Here is a 25,499-nt window from a genome sequence, read left to right as displayed (position 1 = left end):
AGACACCTTTGTGGTGGTCGCGGTCTCTACTCCTTCGCCGGACCCGTACTTCCCGATTCGACGGTCCAGGGCATCTCATCCTCGAACAGCCATGTACGGGCAGACCCACTATCGCGTGCAGCCTGCGGGTCAGGCAAGCAGGTCTGTTTATAGGCATCTTGGATACACTGGCCCATAAAATCGTTGAGCTCGGTCTGGTCGCCCTCCATGACATAGGCGACATCGCCGTCCATGATGTAGATGCCCGGACCCTCATTGTCCTCGTAGCCCGGATCGTACGAGACATCACATAACTTTGCGCCGTTTGCAGTGTCCAGCTCGATGGAAGAGTGGCATCCGCCAACCATGTCGTTCGCTTTTGCCCGATAGGACGCATATCCATACCAGCGCTTAAAGATTTTGCCCTTGAGCAGCTCGGACGCCCTGTCGATCAGACCAGAATCCGTGGTATAGCGCATAGCCCCAAGCTGAATGCGTGGATAATTACTAATGCCCAGCGCAGCCGGTTGCTCATCAAAATCAACGGTAATGGTCTCAGGCTTGTCGTCGCCGGTCAGAAGTTCGACAGATTGAGTCACAGGCTTGACCACCGGCTCCGTCACCGCAGCAGGTAGAAATGCCATACCGACAGCGCCCGCGCCAACCACAGCGATCGCAAGCGCCAAGACAATCAATCCAATACGGGCAGGACTTCTCACAGCAAAGCACCTCACAATGCAAACCCGCGCCATTTGTCCTAATGATACCGCCGGCTAACACTATCACCAAAGAAGCCGCGCGCTCCCCACCACCACAAAGGGGACAGGCACCTTTGTGGTGGTTTTCGACGCTAACGGTCGACCATCTCACGCCATGAGATTAAACTTGAATTGTTCTCTGAACATATCCATTTCTGCCTATCCTCAACAGCTCTTTGTCTCGAGGAGCGCATATGAAGCCGTCTCATTCCACCGGTCGCAACGTCATCGCCATTCTCGCCATACCCATCGTGATGCTCTTCCTTATCGTCATCACGCCCTTTTCTTTTGGTATCGCCTCGCCCTTCGATCTTTGCGGGATGATCGACGCCGGCTCGCGTGCCACCTCGCTCTCCTTTGTCTGCCGTGGCGTGTTCTACGAATATGCAATTCCCACCGGAAGTTGGCAGTCCAAGTTACCGTTGCTCGGCAAGGTCGACGGATGCTCTCCTTATTTCTGCCTCGAACCTCAGACAATGAATTATCTGATCGACGACCAGCCCCTTGACTCCATCACCCTCGCCTACGACTACGCACCAAACACCGATGAGCGCCACATGAACCAAGTCCTCGACAAGCTGCTTGGACAGTGCGGGCTCACCGCGGAAGCCGGTCGAACCATCTATAGCAACCAGAAATTAAAGCGAACAGAACTCCGCCGTGTCGGAAAAATCAAAGGGCGAAACGGGGCCGCCTACTGGGATGCCTGGGCAACACGCGACAAGGGCGAATTCGGACACAGCACCTATATGGTCACTGTCTACACCAAAGACGGAATTAAGGACAATGTTGACGATTTCGCGTCATCCAAACTCGGCATCCCCAAAACAACCAAACCCGCCAGCCCAGATGAAATTCTGTAGAGGTGCCCATTAACATGCCGCTCAACGATCACAACAACATCGAGCTCGTCCCCACCGCCACAAAGGTGCCTGTCCCCTTTGTGGCGGTTTTCGACAAAAAGAAGCCGCCCCGATAACAGAGGCGGCATCAAGCAAGCCTATTTATTAGCGTCCCTCAAGACCCAACGAAAACGCAGCGATGGAATCGAGAACCGACAATAGCCCGTTCGCACAGATAGAGGCGGAGATTCAAGGTCAGAGTCCGGCTTAAACGGCTTAGCTATCGCACGTCACAACGTTCTCGTCGTCCTCCCTATCGTATTTATAGTGCTTACTGTGAAAATAGTGAGTTTAGTGAGAATAGTATCGCTCAAGACTCGTGAACTGAATTATTGACCTCTCGCCCAGAATGAGGGGAGGCAAATATTCCTATTAGAGGTCAAATCGAAGCCCAATAGGGCCTTTTCGCCCCGTCATTTCGACCGATCGCTTTCTTTTGAATATTGTCGTAAGCTGGTATCACTTATCTTAATGAATGCATACTGTTTGCGAGGTACCCGCCGTGAAACGCTCCACCTATATCGGCCTGCTCGTCTTAGCGTTTGCGATTACCGCAGTCGGCGTAGGAATTATCTATCTCGCATTTCTCCCTGCCTCGGCAACGCAGGCGGCGGTTGAAACCGTAAGCTACCCCATCGAAATCCTCACCGATATCGTCAAACCCGATTCGATCACCGTCGATTTCGACGGTACGCCCGCAGCGCTTGGGGTCAGTAACTATCCCCGAATCGAACTTGGAGCCACGCGCTATACCCAAGATGAGCAGCTTATCGGCAAGGCAACCAGTTTACTCAAAGGCAAGACGTTTAAGCGGTGGTACGGCGCCGCAACATATCGAGCCAAGAACGGCCAAATGGTTGGCGGGTATCATTCGACCCTTGAGCTCGATGCGGCAAACGGGAGCAAATTGTGCAACGTCTCATACGACCCCGGCTGCGTGGACAATGAAGGACCGGGGGTCTATATCTCGGATGGTGACGTAATCTACGTCATGGAGGGCGACCAGACGGCAGTCGTCGATTTTATGGATCGGTGTACCGAGGATGCCTACGAACAAACTTGCGAGCCCGATCCACAGACAGCGCGCGACAGTGGCTCAGCACGCACTTGGCTATTTGACGATGAAATAACCTGGGCCCCATCGAAATAAGGACCCGCCAGGCAGGCACCTTTGTGGTGGTTTCGGTTCCGATGTTCCACTGTCTCGATCTGTAACATCTAGCGGCCCTTTTCGATCCTAGATGTTACAGATTGAGATGAGATGATCGGCGGCGATTGTTTGTCTCAATCTGTAACACCAGGCCCACTTTTAGCGGCCAAGATGTTACAGATTAAGACGAATCGAGCCGCCACAAAGGCGTCTGTCCCCTTTGTGGCGGTTTTCGACAAAAAGAAGCCGCCCCGATAACAGAGGCGGCATCAAGCAAGTCTATTTTTAGCGTCCCTCAAGACCCAACGAGAACGCAGAAATGTAGCCCGGGGCTTACCCTTTCCCGAACGCGACCCTCGCGAAGCGCGTGAGCGGGCGGGAAAGGGTAAGCCCCGGGCGGACAATTAAGTGCGTTACTCGGCAGCGGCCTTGAACTTGTTGTAGTTGATCAGGCAGCCGGCCTTGACGATGGCACGCTCCTCTGCCGTCATATCGGCAATGTAGAGCTCAATCTGCTCGACCGCACCATCGGCGCGAACCACGTAAGCGGCGATGTCCTTCAGGTCGCCGTCGAGCGCGGCGCGGATACCCGGCACAAAGACGTAGTCGCCCACCTCAAAGCTGGGCTCGGCCTCCATCTGGAAGGGCACCATGCCCCAGTTCATCACGTTGGAGCGATAGCGCTTGGTGGCGTACTCGTGGACGATGTTGGCCAGGCCGCCAATTACGCGCTGGCAGCTCGCGGCCTGCTCGCGGGCAGAACCGTCACCGGGCTTCTTGGCATAGAGCATGGAGCCGTACTCAGTCGCCTTGGCATCGGCCGCGACACCCGCGCCGGTCAGCGCCTCAAACACGCTGGCAAGCTCGGCATCGAGTGCCGCCAGGTCGCCCGCTGCCTCGCCGGCAACGCGGCGCTTTTCCACCGCGTCGACCTCCTTGGAGCGGCCCACGTAGGCAGGGTCGCGGCGGCTGAGCGTAAACTCGGCCAGACCCAGCGGGTTGGAGCGGAAGGAGCTCGTCTCGCCCGAGGGAATGAGCTCGTCGGTCGTGGTGACCGGGTCCATGATCTTGGAGCACACCTTGAGCAGGATGTCGTCGCCGAGGGGCTCCATCGCGGGCCACGGCTTGATGTTGGGACCCTCGACCAGCTCGTCGGCAGGCTCCGCCTTGCCAAAGCCCCAGTACACGCGTTTCTTGTACGGCGCGTCGTCAAAGGTGTACTCGCAGGCCTCGTCCCAAGTCTCCTCGGGCAGATCGGTCGCCGGCGTCAGAACGCCGCCGTTGGCAGCCGTCGCCGCAATGGAGCGGGCGTCCATCAGGGCCACGGCGCTCAGCTGGCCATTGCCCGGCTTGGAACCCTCGCGGTTGGGGAAGTTGCGCGTGGTGTGGCGGATGGACAGGCCGTTGTTGGCGGGCGTGTCGCCGGCGCCGAAACACGGGCCGCAGAATGCCGTGCGCACAATCGCGCCGGCCTCCATAAGGTCATAGATGTAGCCGCGGCGTGTAAGCTCGAGTGCCACGGGCTGGCTCGTGGGATAGACCGACAGCGAGAACTCGCCGCAGCCGGTGTTGGCGCCCTTGAGCACGCGGGCAGCCTGGACCACGGAGTCGTAGTTGCCGCCCGAGCAGCCGGCGATAACGCCCTGCTGCACGTGCAGCTTGCCGTCGACAATCTTGTCGAGCAGGCTAAAGCGTGTCTTGCCCTCGCCGATCTTGGCGGCCTCGAGCTCCACCTCGTGAAGGATGTCCTCGAGGTTCTCGTTGAGTTCGTCGATCTCAAAGCCGTTGGAAGGATGGAACGGCAGCGCGATCATGGGCTTGATGCTCGACAGATCGACCTCGACGCAGCCGTCGTAGTAGGCAACATCGGCGGGCTTGAGCTCGCGGTAGTCGTCGCCGCGGCCGTGCATGGTCAAAAACGCGTGCGTGTCCTCGTCGGTGGCCCAGATGCTCGACAGGCAGGTGGTCTCGGTGGTCATGACATCGACGCCATTGCGGTAGTCGGTCGTCATGCTCGCGATGCCGGGGCCCACGAACTCCATGACCTTGTTCTTGACGTAGCCCTTGGCAAAGACAGCGCGGATGATGGCGAGCGCCACATCGTGCGGGCCGACGCCGGGACGCGGGGTGCCCGTGAGGTAGATGGCGACGACGCCGGGATAGGCAACGTCGTAGGTGTCACGCAGCAGCTGCTTTGCCAGCTCGCCGCCGCCCTCGCCCACGGCCATGGTGCCCAGAGCGCCGTAGCGGGTGTGCGAATCGGAGCCCAGGATCATCTTGCCGCAACCGGCGAAGTTCTCACGCATAAAGGAGTGGATGACGGCGATGTGCGGCGGGACGAAGATGCCGCCGTACTTCTTGGCAGCCGAGAGGCCAAAGACGTGGTCGTCCTCGTTAATGGTGCCGCCCACGGCGCACAGCGAGTTGTGGCAGTTAGTGAGCACGTAGGGCAGCGGGAACTGCTCCATGCCCGAGGCGCGCGCCGTCTGGATGATGCCGACAAAGGTGATGTCGTGGCTCGCCATGGCATCGAAGCGAATCTTGAGCGCCTCGGGATCTCCGGACGTATTGTGTGCCTGGAGGATCGAATACGCGATGGTGCCGCGCTTGGCATCCTCGGGCGTCTGCGTAATACCGCGCTCGGCAGCCTCGGCCGCAGGCACAACCTCGCTGCCACCGCGCAGGTAGATGCCGTCCTCGTACAGCTTAACCATACTGTCTCCCACTCTGCCCGAAAGGCTCGGGCGCATAGCATACATTCGTTCAATATCGTGCCATAGAACGGTTGCGAGTGGGTTACGAATCTACACGTTCACTTTATCTCGGTAAAGTACAGGACGAGCCTCTTGCATCACTCTCTTGACAAGGAGTGTCCCAAAGTGCCGGCACAAAAGGAACGTCCCCAAGCGCCAAGTGCCGCAAGAGTGTCCCCCTTGACCACTCATTTAAGAACATCCCCAATGACTACCCAATGACTACCGCATCCGGAGCAAGGCAACGCCGCAGGTAGAGGACGGACAGCGAGCGACGTCCAGAGCGAACAATTTGGCATGAAAAAGGCAAGGCATAGACCTTCTGGTCATGCCTTGCCTTTTGAATGACAAATTGTCGCTCTGGACGTCGCGCAGCGTCGGCCCGTTACGCGGGTTGGTAAACCCGCGTAACTACAAATCCCCGCCGGCGCCCAAAAGCTTGCGCATGACTTGCTCGGGGTTGACCGAGCCATCGCGCGGGGCCAGGGCGGTGATCTTCTTCTGCATCTTGTACTCGTGCAGCTCGTCCTCGAGCTGGCGTACGCGGGCGCGAAGCTTCTCGTTCTCGCGCTCGCGCTCCTCGGCACGCTCCTTCATATCGAGGATGCGCACCACGCCGGCAAGGTTGATGCCCTCGTCGGTGAGCTGGTTGATGAGTTCCAGACGCTCGATATCGGCACGCGAATACAGACGCGTGTTACCGCCCGAGCGCTGGGGGTTCACCAGGCCCTTGGACTCGTAGACGCGCAGAGTCTGCGGATGCATGCCGGTCAGCTCGGCCGCCACGCTGATCATGTACAGCGGTTTGTTCCTATTGTCCTCGGCCATGCTACCTGACCCCTTTCCGTCTCGTTATCGTCCATCATAAGCCCGCGGGCGCGGGCGCGGGCCACGACCGCCCTAGAACGTCGCCTTGTAACGGTTGACCTTCTCGCGGTAGTCGCGCGTGTCGGCCTCGCGCAGCTTGGTCATGGCATCGCGCTCATCGTCGGACAGGCTCGAGGGAACCTGCACCTTGATCTCGACGAGTAGCGCACCCGTGCGGCCGCGATGCTTAACGTCGGGCGCACCCATCTCCTTAAAGCGGAACTTCTTGCCCGTCTGGGTGCCAGCGGGCACCTTCAGACGAACCGTCGCGCCGCCGGGCGTGGGCACATCCACCGTGCAGCCGAGCGCCGCCTCATAGACCGAGATCGGCACCTCCATGGTCACGTCGGCACCTTTACGCTTAAACAGCGGGTGCTCCTCCACGTGCGTGGTCACGACCAGGTCGCCGCGCTCGCCGCCGGCAACGCCATACTCGCCGCGACGCTTGTAGCGCAGCTTGCCGCCATCCACGGCGCCCGCGGGAACCGAGACCGTGATGGTCTGCTGCTCGCCCGTCGAGGGAATGCGGTAGGTGACCTTGTGCGTCACGCCGCGGAACGCATCCTCGGCCGTCACGTCGACGGTCAGCGACAGGTCGCCGCCCTTGCGCGCACGGTTGCGGCCCGCGCCCGCACCGGCAGCGCCCGCGGCCCCGGCAAAGCCCGAGCCCCAATCGCTGCCCCAAGCGCCGTTGCCACTAAAGATGCTGTCGAAGATATCGCCCCAGCCGCTCGCGCCGGCACCGGCGCCGTAGCCACCGCCATACGCGCCTCCCGCGCCCGGCATGCCGCCGAACATGAGCATCTGGTCGTACTCTTTGCGCTTTTTCTCGTCCGAAAGCGTCTCGTAGGCCTCGCTGATCTCCTTAAACTTGGCCTCGTCGCCGCCGGCATCGGGGTGATATTTTTGCGCGAGCTTGCGAAACGCGCTCTTGATCTCTTTGTCGGAGGCGCTCTTGGATACGCCCAGGATGTCATAGAAGGTTTTGCCTGCAGCCATCGTAGCTCCTCTCCTGTTACGTCCGCCGTCCATGCGGGCGGCGGCCCATGCTTTCATATGGCACTAGGTCAGAAAGGGCCCCGGGTGTTGCCCCGGGGCCCTTCTCAATTACTCCTCGGTGCTCTCGGCCGCATCGGCCGTAGCATCCTCGGGCGCCGCTTCGGGCTCCGGTGCGGGGCGCTTCTCGCCACCGTAGGTCACCGTCACCATCGCGGAACGCAGGATGCGATCCGCCATGCGGTAGCCCTTCTGGTACACGTCGTTGACGGTCTCGTCGTACTGCGATGCGTCCTCGACACGCCCCACGGCCTGGTGCTCGAGCGGATCGAACGCCTCGCCCTTGGGGTCGATGGGCTCAACGCCCTCGTGCGCAAACACATCGAGCAGCTTGGCATGCACCGCGTCAACGCCATCGACGAACTGCTTAAAATCGTCGGAAAGCTCCTGGCTACGGGCATGGTCGATTGCACGCTCGATATCGTCAACCACCGGCAGCAGCGCAGTGACGAGCTTCTCGGTCGCGCGCTCGCGCTCGGCGATGCGCTCGTTGGCAGTGCGGCGACGGAAGTTCTCCCAGTCGGCCTGAAGACGGGCGGTACGCTCGGTGGCGTCCTTTGCCTTGTCCTCGGCGGCCTTCTGGGCCTCTGCCGCAGCATCGAGCTCGCTGCGCACGTCGGCGAGCTCCTTTTGGGCCTGCTCGAACTTGAGCTTAAAGTCGTTATCGGCGGCTTCCTCACCGGCGCGGATAGCAGCTTCCACCATCTCGTCCTCGGTCATCGTCGCCTCCTTGTTGGAATCCTCTACCTGGTTCTCGGCAGCCTCGGCGGCCTCGGTCTCGTTGACCTCGGTATCGTCGACGGCCTCTACGGGAATCTTCACGTCCTTCTCCTCAGAGTCAACGGGGGCGGCGCCAGCGGCAGCCGCCTCCGTGCGAGCTTTACGGGCGGACATGATTACTTGTCCTCGTCGTCCACAACCTCGTAGTCGGCGTCGACGACGTCATCGTCGGCAGACTGGGCACCGGCGGCACCGTCGGTCTGCTGCTGAGCGTCGGCGTAGACAACCTGAGCCAGCTCGTAGGCCACGGACTGCAGGGACTCACCAGCGGCCTTGATGGCCTCGACGTCAGAGCCCTCGAGCGCTTTCTTGGCGTCGGCGATAGCGGCCTCGGCCTTGGACTTCACATCGGCGGAAACCTTGTCGCCCAGCTCGTTGAGGGTCTGCTCGGTGGAGTAGCAAAGGCTATCGGTCTGGTTGCGGACCTCGACCTCTTCCTTCTGCTTCTTGTCCTCCTCGGCATGAGCCTCGGCGTCCTTGACCATACGATCGACTTCGTCGTCGGACAGAGCGGTGGAGCCGGAAATGGTAATCTGCTGCTCCTTGCCGGTGCCCTTGTCCTTAGCGGAAACCTTGACGATGCCGTTGGCGTCGATGTCGAAGGTGACCTCGATCTGCGGCACGCCGCGGCGAGCAGCCGGGATACCGGTCAGCTGGAACTTACCGAGCGACTTGTTGTCGCGGGCAAGCTCGCGCTCGCCCTGGAGCACGTTGATCTCGACGCTGGTCTGGTTGTCGGCAGCGGTGGAGTAGACCTCGGTCTTGGAGGTCGGGATCGTGGTGTTGCGGTCGATCATCTTGGTCATGATGCCGCCCATGGTCTCGACGCCCAGCGACAGCGGGGTGACGTCGAGCAGCAGGATGCCCTCGACGTCACCGGTGAGCACGCCGCCCTGGACGGCAGCGCCGTCGGCAACGACCTCATCGGGGTTCACGGACATGTTGGGCTGCTTGCCGGTCATGGTCTTGACCAGATCCTGGACAGCGGGCATACGGGTAGAACCGCCGACGAGGATGACCTCGGTCAGATCGGAGAGCTTGAGCTTAGCGTCGCGCAGGGCGTTGGTGACAGGCTGCTTGCAGCGCTCGAGCAGGTCGCGGGTGATCTTCTCGAACTCGGCACGGGTCAGCGTGTAGTTGAGGTGCAGCGGGCCGGACTGGTTCATGGTAATGAACGGCAGGTTAATGGTGGACTGCTGCGCCGCGGAGAGCTCCTTCTTGGCGTTCTCGGCAGCCTCCTTCAGACGCTGCAGGGCCATGGGGTCCTGACGCAGATCGACGCCGTTCTCCTGCTGGAACTTATCGGCCATCCAGTCGATGACGCGCTGATCCCAGTCGTCGCCGCCCAGGTGGTTGTCGCCCGAGGTGGACAGAACCTCAAACACGCCGTCGGCGAGGTCGAGGATGGAAACGTCGAAGGTGCCGCCGCCCAGGTCGAAGACCAGGATGCGCTGGTCGGTACCCTGCTTGTCCAGGCCATAGGCCAGGGCAGCAGCGGTCGGCTCGTTGACGATACGCTTGACGTTGAGGCCGGCGATCTTGCCGGCGTCCTTGGTGGCCTGACGCTGGGCGTCGTTGAAGTAGGCCGGGACGGTGATGACGGCGTCGGTGACGGTCTCGCCCAGATACTTCTCGGCGTCGGCCTTCATCTTTGCGAGCGTCATGGCGCTCACCTGTTCGGCGGTGTAATCCTTGCCCTCGATGTCGACGACGGCACGGCCACCCTGGCCCTCCTTGACCTCGTACGGCACAGTCTTGATCTCGGAGGTGCACTCGGAGTACTTGCGGCCCATGAAGCGCTTGATGGAGAACACGGTGTTCTTGGGGTTGGTGACAGCCTGGTTCTTAGCGGCCTTACCCACGACGCGGTCGCCGTCAGCACGGAAGCCAACAACGGACGGGGTGGTGCGGTCGCCCTCGGCGTTCACGATAATGGTCGGAGAACCGCCCTCGAGGACGGCCATAGCTGAGTTAGTAGTACCAAGGTCGATACCAAGAATCTTACTCATTAGAAATTCCCTCTCTCTTTTGCGTTCGCGCCGCCTCGACGGTCCGTCGCGCGGCGCTTCGGCTTGTCTTTCAGGATGTAGTGTATCCTCTTATGGGCCGGAATATACAAAATCTAAGTCAATTCATATAAGATTTCTTATCTCCGAGAGTTTAGGTTCTCAAATGCGCAGGTAGACGCCCTGTTTGAGTTCTGGGCAAATCTATCGAGTTCTATGTAGAGATGGCTGAGGTTTGGGTCTGGAACTGTGTCCCGTTTTGGACGTGGATTACGGGATGCGGTTTCCGCAAGCACGCTCAATCGCCCTATATTTCAAGTCACCTGAAGCTAACATTTGCGCAGCTCAACGGCCTCACCTGCATGTTTTTTAGTAAGCCGCGGCATACTCGGCGAACGGTATGAAGATGCCGGTCAGAGGGTATTGCAAACGGTCGCTCCCGTGGTATGTTTTTGCCCGAATCAAACCGACGCGCATCGCCTGTAGCGTCGGTCAACAGAGAGGAAACTACCATGGCTCATCCCGTAATTGATGCCGACGAGTGCATCGCTTGTGGCGTTTGCGTCGACTCCTGCCCCGCTGGCGTTCTGGAGCTCCAGGACGTCGCTACCGTCGCTGACGAGGATTCCTGCGTCGCCTGTGGCGCTTGCCAGGACGCTTGCCCCGCCGGCGCGATCACCGAGATCGTCGAGGAGTAACAACTCCCCACCTGCACACTCAAAAGTACACCGTGCACAAAAAAGGAGGCCTCCGCATCGCCACGGAGGCCTCCTTTTGCTTGTATGGGCAGCTAATTTGGAGCGGGACCCTTGGCAGTTGCGGTGGAATAGTTCCTGTTTTATGGCTTGGATGCCGATTTTAGGAACTATTTCACCGCAACTTATAGATGCGGCGTCGTCTAGGACAAATCGTCCTCGTAGGGCATCAAGTCGGCTAGGTAGCCCTTCTCCTTGAGCATGGCCTCGATCTCGTCGAGAGTCTGTTCGTCCTCCGCCGCGATGCGATGGAAGTGATAGCCGCTCGTCACCGTCAGCAGCGGAAAACTCTTGCCGCTCTCGATATCGCGCAGATAGCGCTCAACATCGCGACGGTTGCGGATGTCCAGGTCGGCCGTGATCTTGCCGTACACACGATGGTTGACGATCACGTTGAGCACGGCGCCACCCGCGTCGACGATACTCGTGAGCTCGTCGCCCGCCTGCTCCACACTGTGGCGCACCTTAACAAGACGCGTGGGCACGGCGGGGCTACTCGCGGCCTCCTGCAGCACGTAGCCGCGATTGGTCGCCACGATATCGTGCCCATCGGCGCGCAGCAGGGCGATGTCCTGCACCACGACCTGGCGGCTCACACCCACCTCGTGGGCAAGCGCGCTGCCCGATACGGGTCCCTTGGCTCGCTCGAGCACGGCCATGATGGCACGGCGACGCTCGCGGGCGTTCATTATTTACCGTCCAGCAGACGCAGGTGCTTAAGCGAGAGGTCGAGAATCGGCGCAGAGTGCGTCAACGCCCCCGAGCTAATGTAGTCGACGCCCAGATCAGCCAGGGCGCGGATATTGCTGGCATCCACATTGCCCGAGCACTCGGTCTTGGCGCGGCCGGCGATAAGCTCAATCGCGGCGGCCATATCGTCGTGGGTCATGTTGTCGAGCATGATGATATCGGCGCCGGCCTCCACAGCCTCGCGCACCATATCCAGGTTCTCGCACTCGATCTCGACCGTCGTGGTAAACGACGCATGGGCGCGCGCCATCTCAATCGCACGTGCCACGCCACCGGCGGCGTCGATGTGGTTGTCCTTGAGCATGACGGCCGTCGACAGGTTGTAACGGTGGTTGCTGCCGCCGCCAATCTCGACCGCAGCCTTCTCGAAGACGCGCATGCCCGGCGTGGTCTTACGCGTGTCGACGAGCACGGTCTTGGTTCCTTCGAGCGCCGCGGCCATGCTGTGCGTATAGGTAGCGATGCCGCTCATGCGCTGCAGGTAGTTGAGTGCCACGCGCTCGCCCGAAAGCAGCACGCGCGCATCGCCACGCACCTGACCCACGTGGTCGCCGGCGTGCACCTCGTCACCGTCGGCAACATCAAACAGCACCGAGCTCTGCGGATCCAGCAGCTCAAAGGTGCGGGCGAACACATCAAGTCCCGCGATGATGCCATCGGCTTTGGCGATGAGCTCCACCGTGGCGGGACGCGCCGTGGGGCACACGCTCGCCGTGCTCACGTCCTCAAACGTAATGTCCTCGCGCAGGGCCTGCAGAATCAGATCATCGACGACGAGCTTCATGGTAATGGGATTCATGGTCTACTCCTCCACGGCCTGCGTGCCGGCGGCACGGGCCAAATCATCGATTGCCAGGGTGTCGGCGCTCAGGGCGCGATGACGACCATCGAGCACGGGATCGCCCGCCTGCTCCACGGCCAGCGACTCGCCGGTGCGCATGTACCACGCGGCGCGACGACCCCAGACCAGCGCCTCGAGCAGGCTGTTTGATGCAAGGCGGTTCTTGCCGTGAACGCCGTTGCAAGCCGTCTCGCCCGCGGCGTAGAGCTCGGGCATCGAGGTGCGGCCGTCCTTGTCGACCCACACGCCGCCCATAAAGTAGTGCTGCGTGGGCGTAACGGGGATGGGCTCGTCCAAGATGTCGCGGCCGTCCTCCAGGCAGCGCGCGCGGATGTTGGCAAAGTGCCCGGTCACCACGTCGCGCTCGACGGGGGCAAAGCTCAGCCACTCGTGCTCGGTGCCGTCCTGCTTCATCTGCTCGCGAATAGCGGCGGCGACCACGTCGCGCGGCTGCAGCTCGTCGGTAAAGCGCTCACCGGCGGCGTTGAGCAAAATCGCGCCCTCGCCGCGGCAGCTCTCGCTGATCAGGAAGGTGCGGCCCGGCTGCGGCGAGAACAGTCCCGTGGGGTGGATCTGCACGTAGTCCAGGTGCTCCATCTTAATGCCATGCTCCTGAGCGATGTAGCAGGCGTCGCCCGTGAGCTGTGGGTAGTTGGTCGAATGGTCGTATACGCCGCCGATGCCACCTGTCGCCCACAGCGTATGGCGGGCATGGATCTTAAACGGCCCGCCGACATGCACGCCCTCGGCGGCATTTGCCAGCTCGTCGGCGGGGCGAGCTGAATCGTCCTCGTCCACGGCGACGGCGACGACGCCGGTGCACACCGTGGCGCCATCGCGCTCGGCGGTCAGGATGTCGGTCATGGCAACGTGCTCCAAAATCTGCACGTTGTCCAGCTTGCGGACAGCCTGGAGCAGCTTGGTCGTAATCTCCTTGCCCGTAATATCGGCATGGAAGGCGATGCGCGGGCGGCTGTGCGCGCCCTCGCGGGTAAAGTCGAGGCTGCCGTCGGCCTTACGCTCAAAGTCCACGCCCATGGCCAGCAGGTCGTTGATGACCGAGCGGCTCGAGCGAATCATGATGTCAACACTCTCGCGGCGGTTCTCGTAATGGCCGGCGTGCATGGTGTCCTCAAAGAAGGCATCGTAGTCCGAGCCTTCGGGCAGCACACAAATGCCGCCCTGCGCGAGCATCGAATCGCACTCATCGACGGCGCCCTTGGAAAGCATGATCACGCGCGTGCTCGTCGGCAGATTGAGAGCCGCATACAGGCCCGCCACGCCGCAACCGGCAATGACGACGTCACACTCCATATCGGGGTATTGTTTGGTTTCCACAGGAATCCTCTCCCTTGTAATGTGGCATAAGGGATGGTCCCTCATGTCACATTGGCTTAGCGCGCCGCGTACTCGAGCATGCGGTCGAGCGTGAGCTTGGCCTGATCGGCGGCCTCGTCCGACACGCCAATCTGCACCTCGCCCTCGCCCGTCTCCAGGCAGTGCACGAGCTTTTCGAGCGTGATGAGATCCATGTTGACGCAGGTGGGCTGCACCGCAGGGAAGTAGAACTTCTTGCCAGTGCCCTGGCAGCGGCGTTCAAGCTCGTAGAGCACGCCGCGGACCGTCACGATGATGAACTCGCTGGCGTCCGACTCCTCGGCATACTTGATGATGCCGGCAGTAGAGCCGATGTAGTCGGCCTCGGCCAGGACGTCGGCCTTGCACTCGGGGTGCGCCAGCACGAGCGCGTCGGGGTGCGCCTCCTGCGCGTCGACGATCTGCTCGACGGTGATGATGTGATGACGCGGGCAGTAGCCGTTGTTGAGGATGACGTGCTTTTGGGGCACCTGCTCGGCCACAAAGCGGCCCAAGTTCTGGTCGGGAATGAACAAGATGTGCTGCTGCGGCAGCTCGGAGACGATCTTGACGGCGTTAGAGCTGGTAACGCACACGTCACTCCAGCTCTTGATCTCGACCGTCGAGTTGACGTAGCACACCACGGCCAGGTCGTCGCCATACTCGGCGCGCGCTGCGTCGACCGTCTCGCGCTTGACCATGTGCGCCATGGGGCAGTCCGCGCCCGGCTCGGGCAGTAGCACGGTCTTGGTGGGGTTGAGCAGCTTGGCGCTCTCGCCCATAAACTCCACGCCGCACAGCACGATAGCCTGCTGCGGCAGGCTCTTGGCGAGCTTTGCCAGGTAGAAGCTGTCGCCGACGAAATCGGCCACAGCCTGAACCTCGGGCGCCACATAATAGTGCGCCAGGATCACTGCGTCACGTTGGGTTTTTAGTTGCTGAATGGCCTCGACGAGCTCTGCAGGCACCAGTGCCGCGCGCTCCGTTGCCGTCGTTGCCGATGCCAGGCCGGCCGCGATATCGCGTACAAGCTCCGATGCATCCATGTTCGCGCTCTGTGCCATCAAGGCCCCTCTCTTTTGGCGAATCTTGGGGCTTTAGTATGACACCTAGGTTTACAGCTGACAAGACAGCTGTAAACCTAGGTGTAAAGTTGGAAAAAGATTCAATCATGCGGCAGGTCCATTTTCGAACTGGCAAGCTGAGGATAGTCGAGCTCTCGATAGCGCAGGAGGCATCTTTCGCCACCGCAATACCACTCGGCGCGAGTTGCGTACCGTGGGGCGCAAATGGAACGCACCCCCGCGGGCGGCGCGTGCACGATGTGGCAAAATCGAGGTACTAAGGGGGCCCAATATGCTCAGAATCATCGCCTGCGACGACGACGTCGCCTTTCTAGATAACCTGCACCGCATGATCAACCGCTGGTCGGCCGAGACGGGTACGGCGGTCGATGTTGCACTCGTCACGCGCGGCGAGGACCTGCTGGCACGCCATGCCGCATCGCGCGCCGACATTATCATGCTCGACATGATCATGCCGCTCGTCAACGGCATGGACACCGCCCGCGAGCTGCGCCAATCCGATACCGCCGTGCGCTTGGTGTTTCTGACCTCATCGCCCGAGTTCGCGCTTGAGTCCTACGAGGTCCGCGCCTTCGACTACCTGCTCAAACCCGTGACCTACGAGCGCGTGGCGCAACTGCTCGACGAGCTGTCGAGCCTGCGTCCGGCAACGATCGACGAACTCGTCATCAAGACGTCCTTTGGCTACCATGCCCTGCGCCTATCCGATATCGAATATGCCGAGGCTCGCAACAAGCACGTGGTCTTCCACCTGCGCGATGGCCGCGATATCGAGGCGCTCGAGCCGTTCCGCAGCATCGAGGACCGGCTGGCCCAAAACGCGACCTTCTTTAAGTGCCACCGCAGCTACCAGGTCAATCTGCGCAACATCGACCACTTCAATCGCACGGAAATCGTCATGCGCTCGGGCGCGTGCATACCGCTCGCGCGCAGCTGCAAGCAGGGATTCCAAGACGCCTACTTTGCGGTGCGGTTCGAGGGCGGGAGACGCTGATGCTTTCCTCGGCAGAACTGGTACTTTGGGCAATCCACCATGCGACGACGTTGCTCTTTGGCGTCTTTGCCTCGGCGGCGCTGTGCGGTGTCGAGATCAACGGCCGCCATTCGCTCGAGCTGGTGGGGGTCGGCGCCGTAACCGGATGTGCATTCTGCCTCGCCAATGCCGTCGGCGGCGAGCTTTTCGCCCGACAGGCCTATCCGCTCGTCGTGCATCTGCCGCTTGTCGTCTACCTGTGCGTACGCTATCGCCTGAGTCCGCTGCTCGCCATCCTGGGCGTTACCAGTGCCTACCTGAGCTGCCAGTTTAGCAACTGGATGGGCATCGCCGCATTCGCCGCCACCGATTCGCAGGTCGCGTACTACGCGGCGCGCATCATCACCACACTCGGCGTCTTTGCCGTCTTGCTGCATTGGGCAAGCGACATCGGCCCCCGCCTGGCGATCAAAAGCCCCACCGAGCTGGAAATTCTGCTCATCCTGCCGCTCGTCTACTACATCTTCGACTACGCCACCAACGTCTATACCACGCTCTTCCACTCGGGCTCCGTGGTGACGGTTGAGTTTTTGGCGTTCGCCCTCTGCGCCTTCTACCTTATGTTTCTTGCCGTCTACCTTCGCGAATACGAGGCAAAGGAAATCGCCGAGCGCGAGCGCTGGATGCTCGCGACCCGCGACAGCGCGGCCATCAAAGAGCTCGAAGCCTGGCGCCAGTCCGGACGCGAGCTCTCGGTTCTCCGTCACGACATGCGCCACTACCTGCGCGGTCTAGCGGCCCTGATCGAAGAGGGTCACACCGATGAAGCGCTCGAGCGCATCGACGCGCTCTGCGAGACCAACGACCGCACCGCCGTGCGCCGCTACTGCGCCAACGAAACGGTCAACATTGCGCTCTCGTCGCTTTCTGCGGACATCAACGCGCACGGCATCACCGCCGACCTGCGCGCCGCCGTGCCCGAGACCGTCCACGTGGGCGATGTCGATCTGTTCAGTGTGGTATCGAACGCCCTGGACAATGCCATCGCCGCGGCGAGCGCCGCCCCCGAAGGCAAGCGGTTTGTCGACCTGGACCTTCGCTACGAAGACGGTCAGCTTCTATTGCTGGTTTCCAACACGTTTGGCCGTGCGCCGCACATGGTCGACGGCATGCCCGTGGCTCAGCACACTGGGCACGGCTTTGGCACCAAGAGCATTATGCTTGCCGTCGAGCGCATGAACGGCAACTGCCAGTTCCGCATTAACGGCGACCGGTTTGAGCTGCGCGCCGTGATGTAGGGGCTGCCGCCAGCCTCGCTACAGCGGTGCAGCCGCCGGGGGCAGCTGCTTAATGTAGGCCCACATACGCTGCTTGGCGGCCTTGTCGGTGAGCGCCGCCTCAAAACCGTCGAGCGCCAGCACGCGGCGCCCCTGCACATGGGCGACCAGGCCGGGCTTAAGCATGGCGGTGTCAAAGTCATCAATTGCCACAAGCATATCGGCATAGGTCTCGCGCATGACATCGGCCGCGCTGTTGTCCAGCAGCAGCACCGCCTCGGGGTCCAAGGTCTCCAGCGCCTCGCGGAACAGGTCGCACGTCAGGGCCTCGCCCGCCGCGACCGCTCCGTCGCCCGCGCCGGCGACGCTTGCCAGCACACAAAAATCCTCGGGGGCATATCCGATGGCGCCGAGCGCCTTGCGCAACGCGGCGCCATCCGCGCCGGCAGCCAGCTCACCGCCCGAGCACTCGGCTTCATCCAAATCGCCTTTGACCAGCACAATCGGCGAGCACGCGTTGCCCGAGATACGCACGCCGCGATCTGCAAGCGACGCGAGCTCCTGCTCGGTCGCCTGAGCGATGGCTTCTTTTTTCTGGCTTTGTGACGTGGGCATGCGCTCTCCAATCGTTTGCGTGCCCACCATTATATAAAAGAGCCGCCCGCGAGTGGTTGCTTTACGAGCCGCTGGGTATAAGCACGGTCGTACTGAGTTTTACGCGGCCGAGCCGCGTCGCATTATGGAGGTCACTATGGCTGACATCAAGCAGATTACCCCCGAGAACTTCGACGCTGTCGTCAACGATAGCCTGCCCGTACTGGTTGATTTTTGGGCCCCGTGGTGCGGCCCCTGCCGCTCGCTCTCGCCCATCGTAGACGAGGTCGCCGACGAACTGGCCGGCAAGCTGGCTGTGGCCAAGTGCAACGTCGATGACAACCAGGACCTGGCCATGAAGTTTGGCGTCATGAGCATCCCCACGCTGATCGTCTTTAAGAACAGCGAGGAAGTCGACCGTTCGGTCGGCGCCTTACCCAAGGCAAGGCTTCAGGCACTGCTGAAGAAACATCTGTAATACGCTTGTTACCTGTCTGCCGTCCATGAGCGGTTTCGCACCGCTCGCCGGAGTGCCAAACGCAAGGCATGCGACCACGGATAGTATGGTAGGCACAAACAGCCCCCAGTGAACGGGTGCGGGTCAGACGGACTCGCGCCCGTTTTCTTATGCGGCGGCGCCCAAGGCGGGCGTAGTAGAATCTGAACCACCATTTCGCCCCGTACAAAAGGAGATTCCCATGCATGACGTCGGAATGAACATGAGCCAGCTTGCCATGAGCGTCAAGCAGGTCGACGACACCATTGAGCTCGCTCACGAGTGGAGCCATCAGCTGCTGCATGCGACCGAGAACTTTGACATGGAGCGCATTGGCGCCAAGCTCGAGGCCGCCATGTCTGCGCTGCACGAGGCGCATGATGCGCTCGAGGGCTACGAGGAGGCCATCGAGGCAGATCACAACTCCGTCGGCTCTGTGAAACTGGTGTAACGTGGCCGAGCACGAGCACGAGCACGATCACGGTGCGGACGACGATGCGAGCTGCCGCTGCAGCGGCCCCAGCTCCGAGCTGGTCCGCTTTTCGGTCACCGCGCCCGACGACCTGCTGCGCCGCTTTGACGAGCAGATCGCGCGCCGCGGTGACGTGGCTAACCGATCCGAGGCCGTACGCGATCTGATTCGCGCCTCGATCGCCAAGGAGCAGATGCGCACGCCCGACGAGCAGGTCATCGGTTCGCTCACTATGATCTATGACCACCATACCGGCGACCTGACGCGCCGTCTGGACGAGGTGCAGCACGACTACACCGACGAGATTGTCTCGACCATGCACGTGCATCTGGACCACCACAACTGCTTGGAGATTCTGGCGCTCAAGGGTCGCGGCAAACGCGTCTACGAGCTGGCGGACCGTCTGCTGGGGCTGCGCGGCGTTAAGCACGGCGAGCTCACCTGCGCCGCCACCAAGCAAAGCCTGGGGCTGTAACAGCAGACACTTCAATGAAGGAGGCTCGCATGCGGCATGTGCATATTCATGTGACGGGCATTGTGCAGGGCGTTGGCATGCGGCCATTTGTGTATCGCGAGGCTATGGCGCATGGCATTTGCGGCTGGGTGCTTAACGCGGGCGATGGCGTGCACATCGAGGCGCATGCTTCGGTCGAGGCACTCGACGGCTTTGTCGCCGCGCTGTCGGAGCACGCGCCTGCCGCGGCCCGCGTTGAGCATGTCGCTGTTGCAGACCTTGAGCCCGACGCTTGGGATCCCGACGATGAGCAGGCCTTTCGTATCGTAGCATCGCAGGATCAGACCGCGCACACGACGCTCATCTCCCCCGATATCGCCACCTGTGACGACTGCCTGCGCGAACTGTTCGACCCCGCCGACCGGCGCTATCACTACCCCTTTATCAACTGCACCAACTGTGGGCCGCGCTTTACCATCATCCGGTCGCTGCCTTATGACCGAGCGGCCACGTCGATGGATTGCTTTCCCATGTGCCCCGAGTGCGCCGCAGAGTATGGCGACCCGCTTGACCGGCGCTTTCATGCGCAGCCCGATGCCTGCTTTGACTGCGGGCCACATATTACCTGGCGCGAGGCGGCGGGCGACATGGAGCTCGAAGGCTCGGGGGCGACGCCAGCCGTCGGCAGCACGCGCGAAACTAGCGATGTCATTATTGACCGCTGTGTCGAGCTTCTGGCCAGCGGCGGTATTGTCGCCATCAAGGGCCTGGGCGGATTCCATCTGGCCTGCGACGCCGCCAATGAGCAGGCGGTGGTCGAGCTGCGCCGTCGCAAGCGCCGCAGCAACAAGCCGCTTGCCGTTATGGTGCGCAGCCTTGCCGATGCTGAACGCCTGTGCCGTGTCAACGACGTTGAGCGCGGCCTGCTGGCCGGCAGCATTCGCCCCATCGTGCTGTTGCGCCGGCGTGCTGTTGGCGAGGGGGATTCCCCCGACGCTCTTACACTCGCGCCGTCCGTCGCACACGACTTGCCTGAGCTTGGCGTTATGCTCCCCTACACCCCGCTTCAACATTTACTGCTCGCCGCGGCCGCAGCGCGCGGCATGCATGCGTTCGTCATGACCAGCGGAAACCTGAGCGAGGAACCTATCGAAACTGATGACGGCCTTGCTTGGGAACACCTCGTTGCCGCCGGCATTGCTGACGCGCTGCTCGGCAACAACCGCGCAATCCTCTCGCGCTATGACGACTCCGTGGTACGTGTGGTCGACGGCACCGTCATGTCTGTGCGTCGCGCACGCGGATATGCGCCGCAACCGTTGTCGTTGCCGGCGCTCAACGGCACTGCACCCTGCGTGCTCACCTGCGGCCCACAGCAAAAGGCAACAATCGCATTCACGCGCGAGGATGCGAACGGCGAGGCGGCCTGTTTTGTGTCGCAGCATATCGGCGATGTCGAAAACGGCGGGACCTTCGATGCCTGGAACGCCGCACGCACGCGCTTGGAAGACCTTTTTGACTTGACGCCCGCCGCCTTGGCCTGCGATTTACACCCCAGCTATCTATCGAGCCAGTGGGCGCGCGAGCAGGCGCAAGAACAGGGCATGCCGCTCGTCGAGGTGCAGCACCATCATGCGCATATCGCGAGCGTAATGGCCGAGGCTATCGCCGCGGGCCAGCTTACAACCAACGCACGCGTCCTCGGCATCGCCTTTGATGGCACGGGGGCGGGCACCGACGGAACCATTTGGGGCGGCGAGTTCCTTGTCGCCGGCCTTGCCGATTTTGAACGCGCCGCGCACCTGCGCACCTGGGCGCTGCCAGGCGGTGCCGCATCCGTGCGCGATGCCCGGCGCAATGCCTTTGCCCTGCTAAACGAGCTCGGCCTGCTCGAGCACCCGGGTGCCGCGGGGCTATTGGGCACCCTCGACGAGCAAATGCGCAGCGTGACAGCCACCATGATCGAGCGCGGCATCAACAGCCCGCGTACCAGCAGCATGGGGCGCCTCTTTGACGCCGCCGCTGCAGTTTTGGGCATTTGCGGGCAGGCAACCTACGAAGGCGAACCCGCCATCGAACTCGAAGCCGCCGCTTGGCGTGCGCTCGACGGTAAGCCTGTTCGTCTCGACAGCAATGATGCAGGCGTATTCATGTCTGCCGACGACTCCTCCATCTTGGACCCCCAACCGCTCATCGAAACTCTTCTGAATGGAATCGAGGCAGGCGCGCCGGCCGACAGGCTCGCCCTCGGGTTCCACATCGCCATTACGCACGCCACGACCCACGTCGCGTACGAGATTTGTGATCGCGAGGGTCTCGATACTGTCGCGCTCTCGGGCGGTGTGTTCATGAACCGGCTTTTGCTTAAGCTCCTTACCCATGAACTCAAAGACGCCGGTCTTGCCGTCTTGGTCCCCCACGCTGTGCCCGTCAACGATGGCTGCATCGCCTACGGTCAGGCCGCCATCGCTCGCGCTCGCCTCGCGCAGACGGCTTCTCGATAGGCTGTTTTGCCAGCCTGCGCGCCGCCGTCTCACAGGTGTAACGCGTTTGCTCGCGACTCCCGCGAGCGCTACCATCAACTGATGGGTAATTAGGCGCCTGTCCAGCGCAAAACGTATAAAAGGGGAACATTATGTGCCTTGCCGTTCCCGGTAAAGTGGTCAAACGCGACGACGACCTTAAGGCGACCGTCGACATGATGGGCATCGAGCGCCCCGTTTCGCTGCGCCTCGTGCCGACGGCACAGGTAGGCGACTATATTCTCGTGCACGCCGGCTTTGGCATTCAGATTGTCGACGAGCAGGAAGCCCAAGAGACACTCGAGCTCGTCAATACCATGGCCGAGCTGGCCGAAGAGGACCAGCTCGCCACCAACCCGGCCGAGGCATACTAGTGGCGGCGGCGCAGCCGGTTCGCTCCGGTATCGACTTTTCGGCATTTCGCGACCCCAAGCTGGCTCGCGAGCTCATCGATCACATTCATGAGCTTGTCGGCAACCGCAGCATCAACCTTATGGAAGTCTGCGGTACTCATACCGTGAGCATTGGCCGTTATGGCTTTCGCTCCATTATGCCGACGGGACTCAAACTGCTAAGCGGCCCGGGGTGCCCCGTTTGCGTCACCGCCAACCACGACATCGATCACGCAATCGCGCTTTCCAACATGGACGGCGCCATCATCACCACCTTTGGCGACATGATGCGCGTGCCTGGATCGTCCACCTCGCTTGCCGCGCAAAAGGCGGCGGGGCGCGACATCCGCATCGTCTACTCTCCGCTCGACGCGCTCGACATTGCCGAGCAAAATCCCGAACGTCCGGTCATCTTTATGGGCGTCGGCTTTGAGACCACAACGCCCACCATTGCCGCCGCTATCCTGGAGGCCGACGCGCGCGGGCTCCAGAACTTCTCGGTCTACTGCGCTCACAAGACCACGCCGCCGGCACTGCGTGCGATCTCCAACGACCCCGAGACAACCATCGACGGCTTTATCCTGCCTGGTCACGTCGCTACCATCACGGGCCTGGCACCCTTTGGGTTTTTGGTCGATGAGTTCGAGACCCCCGGCGTGGCCACGGGATTTGAGCCGGTCGATATTCTGCAGGGCATCTGCATGCTGGTCCAGATGGTTGTCGAGGACAGACCCGCAATCGACAACGCCTACCGCCGTGGCGTCAATGCAGACGGCAATCCCGTGGCGCGCCAACTGGTCGAGCAGGTATTTGAGCCGTGCGACACCACGTGGCGCGGGCTGGGACCGATTGCCAACTCGGGTCTTTCCATCCGACCCGAATTCGCGCGTTTTGATGCCGGCACCCGCTTTGACGTACCCATTGAACCGACGGTCGAGCCACGCGGGTGCCGCTGCGGCGATGTGCTGCGCGGTGCCATCACGCCGAGCGACTGCCCGTTGTTCGGCCACGCATGTACGCCCGAACACCCCGTCGGCCCCTGCATGGTGAGCTCCGAGGGCAGCTGCGCGGCGTACTACCGCTACCGCGACTAGCCCAGACGCACCCGCACACCGGCACCACCCTCGATTGGAGTTTTCGATATGTCCCATAGCGTTACCGATAGCACTGTCCTGTTGGGCCACGGCTCCGGCGGCCAGATGATGAAGCGCATTATCGATGAGGTCTTTCTGGATGCCTTTGGATCGCCCGAGCTGCTTGCGGGCAACGATGCCGGTGTCGCCGCGCTGCCCGCAAGCGGGCGAATCGCCATGTCGACCGACAGCTTTGTGGTAACGCCGCAGTTCTTCCCCGGCGGCAATATCGGTCGCCTCGCCGTATGCGGAACCGTCAACGACGTCGCGACCTCGGGCGCTAACGTGCGCTACCTCTCATGCGGTTTTATCCTCGAAGAGGGCTATCCCATGGACAAGCTGCGCCAGATTGTGCAGACCATGGCCGAAACGGCACATGAGGCAGGCGTGAAGATTATCACCGGCGACACCAAGGTGGTCGAGCGTGGCGGTGCCGACGGCGTCTACATCAATACCGCCGGCGTGGGCGAAGTGCCCACGGGCGTAGTGCTCAGCGGTGCAAACTGTCGGCCCGGCGACGCCATCCTGGTATCGGGCACGCTAGGCGACCACGGCATCGCCATCATGAGCCAGCGCGAGGGCTTGGCGTTTTCGAGCAACATCGAAAGCGACGCTGCGCCGCTCAATCATCTGATTGCCGACGTGCTCGCCGCCGCCCCCGACACCCGCTGCTTCCGCGACCCCACGCGTGGCGGCCTGGCATCCACGCTCAACGAGTTTGCCCAGGCCAGCGGCGTTGCCATGGAGATCGACGAGGATGCCGTGCCCGTGCGCCCCGACGTGCAGGCCGCCTGCGAGATGCTCGGCTACGACGTTCTGCAGGTGGCAAACGAGGGCAAGATGGTCGCCGTGGTGCCGGCCGAGCAGGCCGATGCCGCGCTGGCGGCCATGCGCGCCGCCCGCTACGGCGAGAACGCCGCCATCATCGGTCGCGTGCTGCCGCTTGCCGAGGGTGCTCGACCCGCCGTGCGCGTACGTACCGGCTGGGGATCAACCCGCATCCTCGACATGCTCGTAGGAGAGCAGCTGCCGAGAATTTGCTAGGGCGGAACCGCACGGTCGGCGCGATGCGACCCGATAACCCTGGAGATATTCAGATTCCAGCCACGCCAGACGCGTAAGCCCAGTATTATGAGGTGCGTTTTGAAACCCAATGACGGGAGCTTTCATGGCAGCAGCTTTTTCCCATGTGATCTTTGACCTGGACGGCACCCTCCTCAACACGCTCGAGGACCTGGCGGCAGCCGGTAACCATACCTGCGAGATGCACGGCTGGCCCACGTTTGCCGTGGACGAGTACCGCTACAAAGTGGGAAACGGCATGCTTAAGCTGGTCGAGCGCTTTATGCCCGCCGAGTATGCGGGTGACGGGCGTATGTTTGAGCAGACACTTGCCGAGTTTAGGGCTTACTACGGCGAGCACAAGGAGGACCACACCGCCCCCTATGCCGGCACAATCGAGATGCTCGACCGCCTGCACGCCGCGGGTGTGCAGCTTGCCGTGCTCACCAACAAGGACCACGTCTCGGCGGCTCCGCTTATCGAGAAGTACTTTGGTCCCGACCGCTTTGCGCTGGTCCAGGGCCGTGTCGATGCGTTTCCGCCCAAGCCCGAAGCGCCCGTCACGCTGCATGTGATGGAAGCGCTGGACGCCGACCCGACAACCACGCTCTATGTGGGCGATTCGAATGTCGATGTTCTGACCGGCCACAACGCCGGCCTTAAGAGCGCGGGCGTCAGCTGGGGCTTCCGCGGCCGCGCAGAGCTGGAAGCCGCCGGCGCCGACTACGTGGTGGACACCCAGGACGAACTCGCCGAGCTGATCTTAGGCGAGTAACCGCTCATTCCTCCCACGGGTAGCCAATGTGGAACTGGACTCTTTTAGCTGCCCCTGCACCAAAGGAGTGTCCCCAACTGCCGGCAGAAAAGGAACGTCCCCAAGTGCCGCCCCAATGACTACCATGGCAACGTCGCAGGCGCAAGTGCCACTTTAAGCCAGCCAAGGGAACGTCGCTGTTTTGGCAACGACAGACACTATGACCCAATCCGAGGGCACTAAAAAGATAGGAGCCCCCGCTCGTGACCGCGGGTCGGGGCTGCGACAATGATGTTGAAGTGCCATAGGCGCAGCCGCGCCGCAACGAGGTT

24 protein-coding genes are annotated in these 25,499 nt (G+C 61.7%); 13 read left to right on the top strand and 11 right to left on the bottom strand.

The features are described from left to right. Positions 1-26: 26 nt before the first annotated feature. Positions 27-698: a hypothetical protein gene (locus tag I4W09_RS07880; RefSeq protein WP_147333364.1), complete on the bottom strand. Its 672-nt coding sequence runs from the start codon at positions 696-698 to the stop codon at positions 27-29. Positions 699-931: 233 nt separating this feature from the next. On the opposite strand from I4W09_RS07880, the gene I4W09_RS07875 reads away from it, so the two are divergent. Continuing rightward, entirely contained in the window at positions 932-1,600 is a 669-nt protein-coding gene (locus I4W09_RS07875; RefSeq protein WP_117770268.1) for a hypothetical protein, read from the top strand. 541 nt (positions 1,601-2,141) lie between these two features. Further along, entirely contained in the window at positions 2,142-2,789 is a 648-nt protein-coding gene (locus I4W09_RS07870; RefSeq protein ID WP_138340855.1) for a hypothetical protein, read from the top strand. Positions 2,790-3,202: 413 nt separating this feature from the next. On the opposite strand, the gene I4W09_RS07865 is transcribed toward I4W09_RS07870, so the two are convergent. From I4W09_RS07865 to dnaK, 5 genes are all read right to left on the bottom strand, one after another. After that, positions 3,203-5,503 (bottom strand): hydratase, encoded by a 2,301-nt coding sequence (locus tag I4W09_RS07865; protein WP_196033402.1) that lies wholly within the window; start codon positions 5,501-5,503, stop codon positions 3,203-3,205. A 450-nt stretch (positions 5,504-5,953) separates the two neighbouring features. After that, positions 5,954-6,370 carry a heat shock protein transcriptional repressor HspR gene (locus tag I4W09_RS07860; protein WP_006235210.1) on the bottom strand — a complete coding sequence of 139 codons (417 nt, stop codon included), beginning with the start codon at positions 6,368-6,370 and terminating at the stop codon, positions 5,954-5,956. A 72-nt stretch (positions 6,371-6,442) separates the two neighbouring features. Next, positions 6,443-7,408, bottom strand: a complete 966-nt coding sequence (locus tag I4W09_RS07855; protein WP_196033399.1) for a DnaJ C-terminal domain-containing protein — start codon at positions 7,406-7,408, stop codon at positions 6,443-6,445. A gap of 108 nt (positions 7,409-7,516) precedes the next feature. Then, positions 7,517-8,359, bottom strand: coding sequence for a nucleotide exchange factor GrpE (locus I4W09_RS07850; protein WP_196033396.1), 843 nt, complete (start codon positions 8,357-8,359; stop codon positions 7,517-7,519). A 2-nt stretch (positions 8,360-8,361) separates the two neighbouring features. Further along, positions 8,362-10,254, bottom strand: coding sequence for a molecular chaperone DnaK (gene dnaK / locus I4W09_RS07845; protein ID WP_196033393.1), 1,893 nt, complete (start codon positions 10,252-10,254; stop codon positions 8,362-8,364). A gap of 443 nt (positions 10,255-10,697) precedes the next feature. On the opposite strand from dnaK, the gene I4W09_RS07840 reads away from it, so the two are divergent. Continuing rightward, complete coding sequence (locus I4W09_RS07840) at positions 10,698-10,949, top strand: ferredoxin family protein (RefSeq protein ID WP_158564522.1); 252 nt, start codon at positions 10,698-10,700, stop codon at positions 10,947-10,949. A 200-nt stretch (positions 10,950-11,149) separates the two neighbouring features. Here the strand turns inward: I4W09_RS07840 and I4W09_RS07835 are convergent, their stop codons facing one another. Genes I4W09_RS07835 through nadA form a run of 4 tightly spaced genes read right to left on the bottom strand, consistent with a single transcriptional unit; the run spans position 11,150 to position 15,017 of the window. Further along, on the bottom strand, positions 11,150-11,695 hold the full coding sequence (locus I4W09_RS07835; RefSeq protein WP_195622180.1) for a transcription repressor NadR: 546 nt from the start codon (positions 11,693-11,695) through the stop codon (positions 11,150-11,152). Further along, positions 11,695-12,555, bottom strand: coding sequence for a carboxylating nicotinate-nucleotide diphosphorylase (gene nadC, locus I4W09_RS07830; protein WP_196033390.1), 861 nt, complete (start codon positions 12,553-12,555; stop codon positions 11,695-11,697). The genes I4W09_RS07835 and nadC overlap by 1 nt, the downstream gene beginning before the upstream one ends. Before the next feature lie 3 nt (positions 12,556-12,558). Next, positions 12,559-13,935 carry an L-aspartate oxidase gene (locus I4W09_RS07825; RefSeq protein ID WP_271756797.1) on the bottom strand — a complete coding sequence of 459 codons (1,377 nt, stop codon included), beginning with the start codon at positions 13,933-13,935 and terminating at the stop codon, positions 12,559-12,561. Positions 13,936-13,991: 56 nt separating this feature from the next. Continuing rightward, entirely contained in the window at positions 13,992-15,017 is a 1,026-nt protein-coding gene (gene nadA, locus I4W09_RS07820) for a quinolinate synthase NadA (protein ID WP_196033387.1), read from the bottom strand. Between the two features lie 292 nt (positions 15,018-15,309). Between nadA and I4W09_RS07815 the strand changes: the two genes are divergently transcribed. Both I4W09_RS07815 and I4W09_RS07810 read left to right on the top strand, forming a co-directional pair. Further along, positions 15,310-16,032: a LytR/AlgR family response regulator transcription factor gene (locus tag I4W09_RS07815; protein ID WP_196033384.1), complete on the top strand. Its 723-nt coding sequence runs from the start codon at positions 15,310-15,312 to the stop codon at positions 16,030-16,032. Then, on the top strand, positions 16,032-17,309 hold the full coding sequence (locus tag I4W09_RS07810) for a sensor histidine kinase (RefSeq protein WP_196033381.1): 1,278 nt from the start codon (positions 16,032-16,034) through the stop codon (positions 17,307-17,309). The genes I4W09_RS07815 and I4W09_RS07810 overlap by 1 nt, the downstream gene beginning before the upstream one ends. Positions 17,310-17,327: 18 nt before the next feature. Here the strand turns inward: I4W09_RS07810 and I4W09_RS07805 are convergent, their stop codons facing one another. Then, the gene (locus tag I4W09_RS07805) at positions 17,328-17,903 is read right to left on the bottom strand and encodes a hypothetical protein (RefSeq protein ID WP_230318733.1); all 576 of its coding nucleotides are present in this window, start codon (positions 17,901-17,903) and stop codon (positions 17,328-17,330) included. Positions 17,904-18,039: 136 nt separating this feature from the next. On the opposite strand from I4W09_RS07805, the gene trxA reads away from it, so the two are divergent. From trxA to I4W09_RS07765, 8 genes are all read left to right on the top strand, one after another. Continuing rightward, on the top strand, positions 18,040-18,360 hold the full coding sequence (gene trxA, locus I4W09_RS07800) for a thioredoxin (RefSeq protein WP_196033375.1): 321 nt from the start codon (positions 18,040-18,042) through the stop codon (positions 18,358-18,360). Positions 18,361-18,580: 220 nt separating this feature from the next. Next, on the top strand, positions 18,581-18,829 hold the full coding sequence (locus tag I4W09_RS07795; RefSeq protein ID WP_117564540.1) for a hypothetical protein: 249 nt from the start codon (positions 18,581-18,583) through the stop codon (positions 18,827-18,829). A gap of 1 nt (position 18,830) precedes the next feature. Then, on the top strand, positions 18,831-19,325 hold the full coding sequence (gene nikR, locus I4W09_RS07790; protein WP_271756796.1) for a nickel-responsive transcriptional regulator NikR: 495 nt from the start codon (positions 18,831-18,833) through the stop codon (positions 19,323-19,325). Positions 19,326-19,354: 29 nt separating this feature from the next. Then, positions 19,355-21,808, top strand: coding sequence for a carbamoyltransferase HypF (hypF, locus tag I4W09_RS07785; RefSeq protein ID WP_196033373.1), 2,454 nt, complete (start codon positions 19,355-19,357; stop codon positions 21,806-21,808). Positions 21,809-21,939: 131 nt separating this feature from the next. Beyond that, the gene (locus tag I4W09_RS07780; RefSeq protein ID WP_117736746.1) at positions 21,940-22,200 is read left to right on the top strand and encodes a HypC/HybG/HupF family hydrogenase formation chaperone; all 261 of its coding nucleotides are present in this window, start codon (positions 21,940-21,942) and stop codon (positions 22,198-22,200) included. Next, positions 22,200-23,312: a hydrogenase formation protein HypD gene (hypD, locus tag I4W09_RS07775; RefSeq protein WP_196033370.1), complete on the top strand. Its 1,113-nt coding sequence runs from the start codon at positions 22,200-22,202 to the stop codon at positions 23,310-23,312. The genes I4W09_RS07780 and hypD overlap by 1 nt, the downstream gene beginning before the upstream one ends. Before the next feature lie 48 nt (positions 23,313-23,360). After that, positions 23,361-24,395 (top strand): hydrogenase expression/formation protein HypE, encoded by a 1,035-nt coding sequence (hypE, locus tag I4W09_RS07770; RefSeq protein WP_196033367.1) that lies wholly within the window; start codon positions 23,361-23,363, stop codon positions 24,393-24,395. Positions 24,396-24,519: 124 nt separating this feature from the next. Then, positions 24,520-25,188, top strand: a complete 669-nt coding sequence (locus I4W09_RS07765) for an HAD family hydrolase (RefSeq protein ID WP_230318732.1) — start codon at positions 24,520-24,522, stop codon at positions 25,186-25,188. Positions 25,189-25,499 lie beyond the last annotated feature (311 nt).

The sequence above is a fragment of the Collinsella aerofaciens genome, from assembly GCF_015670795.1.
Lineage (GTDB): Bacteria > Actinomycetota > Coriobacteriia > Coriobacteriales > Coriobacteriaceae > Collinsella > Collinsella aerofaciens_Q.
This window is presented reverse-complemented; position numbering and strand designations above follow the sequence as displayed.

What these genes read in the sequence shown, in the direction of transcription:
- I4W09_RS07875 (WP_117770268.1), top strand. Translation starts at nt 932, where the DNA reads ATGAAGCCGTCTCATTCCACCGGTCGCAACGTCATCGCCATTCTCGCC.
- I4W09_RS07865 (WP_196033402.1), bottom strand. Translation starts at nt 5,503, where the DNA reads ATGGTTAAGCTGTACGAGGACGGCATCTACCTGCGCGGTGGCAGCGAG.
- I4W09_RS07860 (WP_006235210.1), bottom strand. Translation starts at nt 6,370, where the DNA reads ATGGCCGAGGACAATAGGAACAAACCGCTGTACATGATCAGCGTGGCG.
- I4W09_RS07855 (WP_196033399.1), bottom strand. Translation starts at nt 7,408, where the DNA reads ATGGCTGCAGGCAAAACCTTCTATGACATCCTGGGCGTATCCAAGAGC.
- I4W09_RS07850 (WP_196033396.1), bottom strand. Translation starts at nt 8,359, where the DNA reads ATGTCCGCCCGTAAAGCTCGCACGGAGGCGGCTGCCGCTGGCGCCGCC.
- dnaK (WP_196033393.1), bottom strand. Translation starts at nt 10,254, where the DNA reads ATGAGTAAGATTCTTGGTATCGACCTTGGTACTACTAACTCAGCTATG.
- I4W09_RS07840 (WP_158564522.1), top strand. Translation starts at nt 10,698, where the DNA reads ATGTTTTTGCCCGAATCAAACCGACGCGCATCGCCTGTAGCGTCGGTC.
- I4W09_RS07835 (WP_195622180.1), bottom strand. Translation starts at nt 11,695, where the DNA reads ATGAACGCCCGCGAGCGTCGCCGTGCCATCATGGCCGTGCTCGAGCGA.
- nadC (WP_196033390.1), bottom strand. Translation starts at nt 12,555, where the DNA reads ATGAATCCCATTACCATGAAGCTCGTCGTCGATGATCTGATTCTGCAG.
- nadA (WP_196033387.1), bottom strand. Translation starts at nt 15,017, where the DNA reads ATGGCACAGAGCGCGAACATGGATGCATCGGAGCTTGTACGCGATATC.
- I4W09_RS07815 (WP_196033384.1), top strand. Translation starts at nt 15,310, where the DNA reads ATGCTCAGAATCATCGCCTGCGACGACGACGTCGCCTTTCTAGATAAC.
- I4W09_RS07810 (WP_196033381.1), top strand. Translation starts at nt 16,032, where the DNA reads ATGCTTTCCTCGGCAGAACTGGTACTTTGGGCAATCCACCATGCGACG.
- I4W09_RS07805 (WP_230318733.1), bottom strand. Translation starts at nt 17,903, where the DNA reads ATGCCCACGTCACAAAGCCAGAAAAAAGAAGCCATCGCTCAGGCGACC.
- trxA (WP_196033375.1), top strand. Translation starts at nt 18,040, where the DNA reads ATGGCTGACATCAAGCAGATTACCCCCGAGAACTTCGACGCTGTCGTC.
- I4W09_RS07795 (WP_117564540.1), top strand. Translation starts at nt 18,581, where the DNA reads ATGCATGACGTCGGAATGAACATGAGCCAGCTTGCCATGAGCGTCAAG.
- hypF (WP_196033373.1), top strand. Translation starts at nt 19,355, where the DNA reads ATGCGGCATGTGCATATTCATGTGACGGGCATTGTGCAGGGCGTTGGC.
- I4W09_RS07780 (WP_117736746.1), top strand. Translation starts at nt 21,940, where the DNA reads ATGTGCCTTGCCGTTCCCGGTAAAGTGGTCAAACGCGACGACGACCTT.
- hypE (WP_196033367.1), top strand. Translation starts at nt 23,361, where the DNA reads ATGTCCCATAGCGTTACCGATAGCACTGTCCTGTTGGGCCACGGCTCC.
- I4W09_RS07765 (WP_230318732.1), top strand. Translation starts at nt 24,520, where the DNA reads ATGGCAGCAGCTTTTTCCCATGTGATCTTTGACCTGGACGGCACCCTC.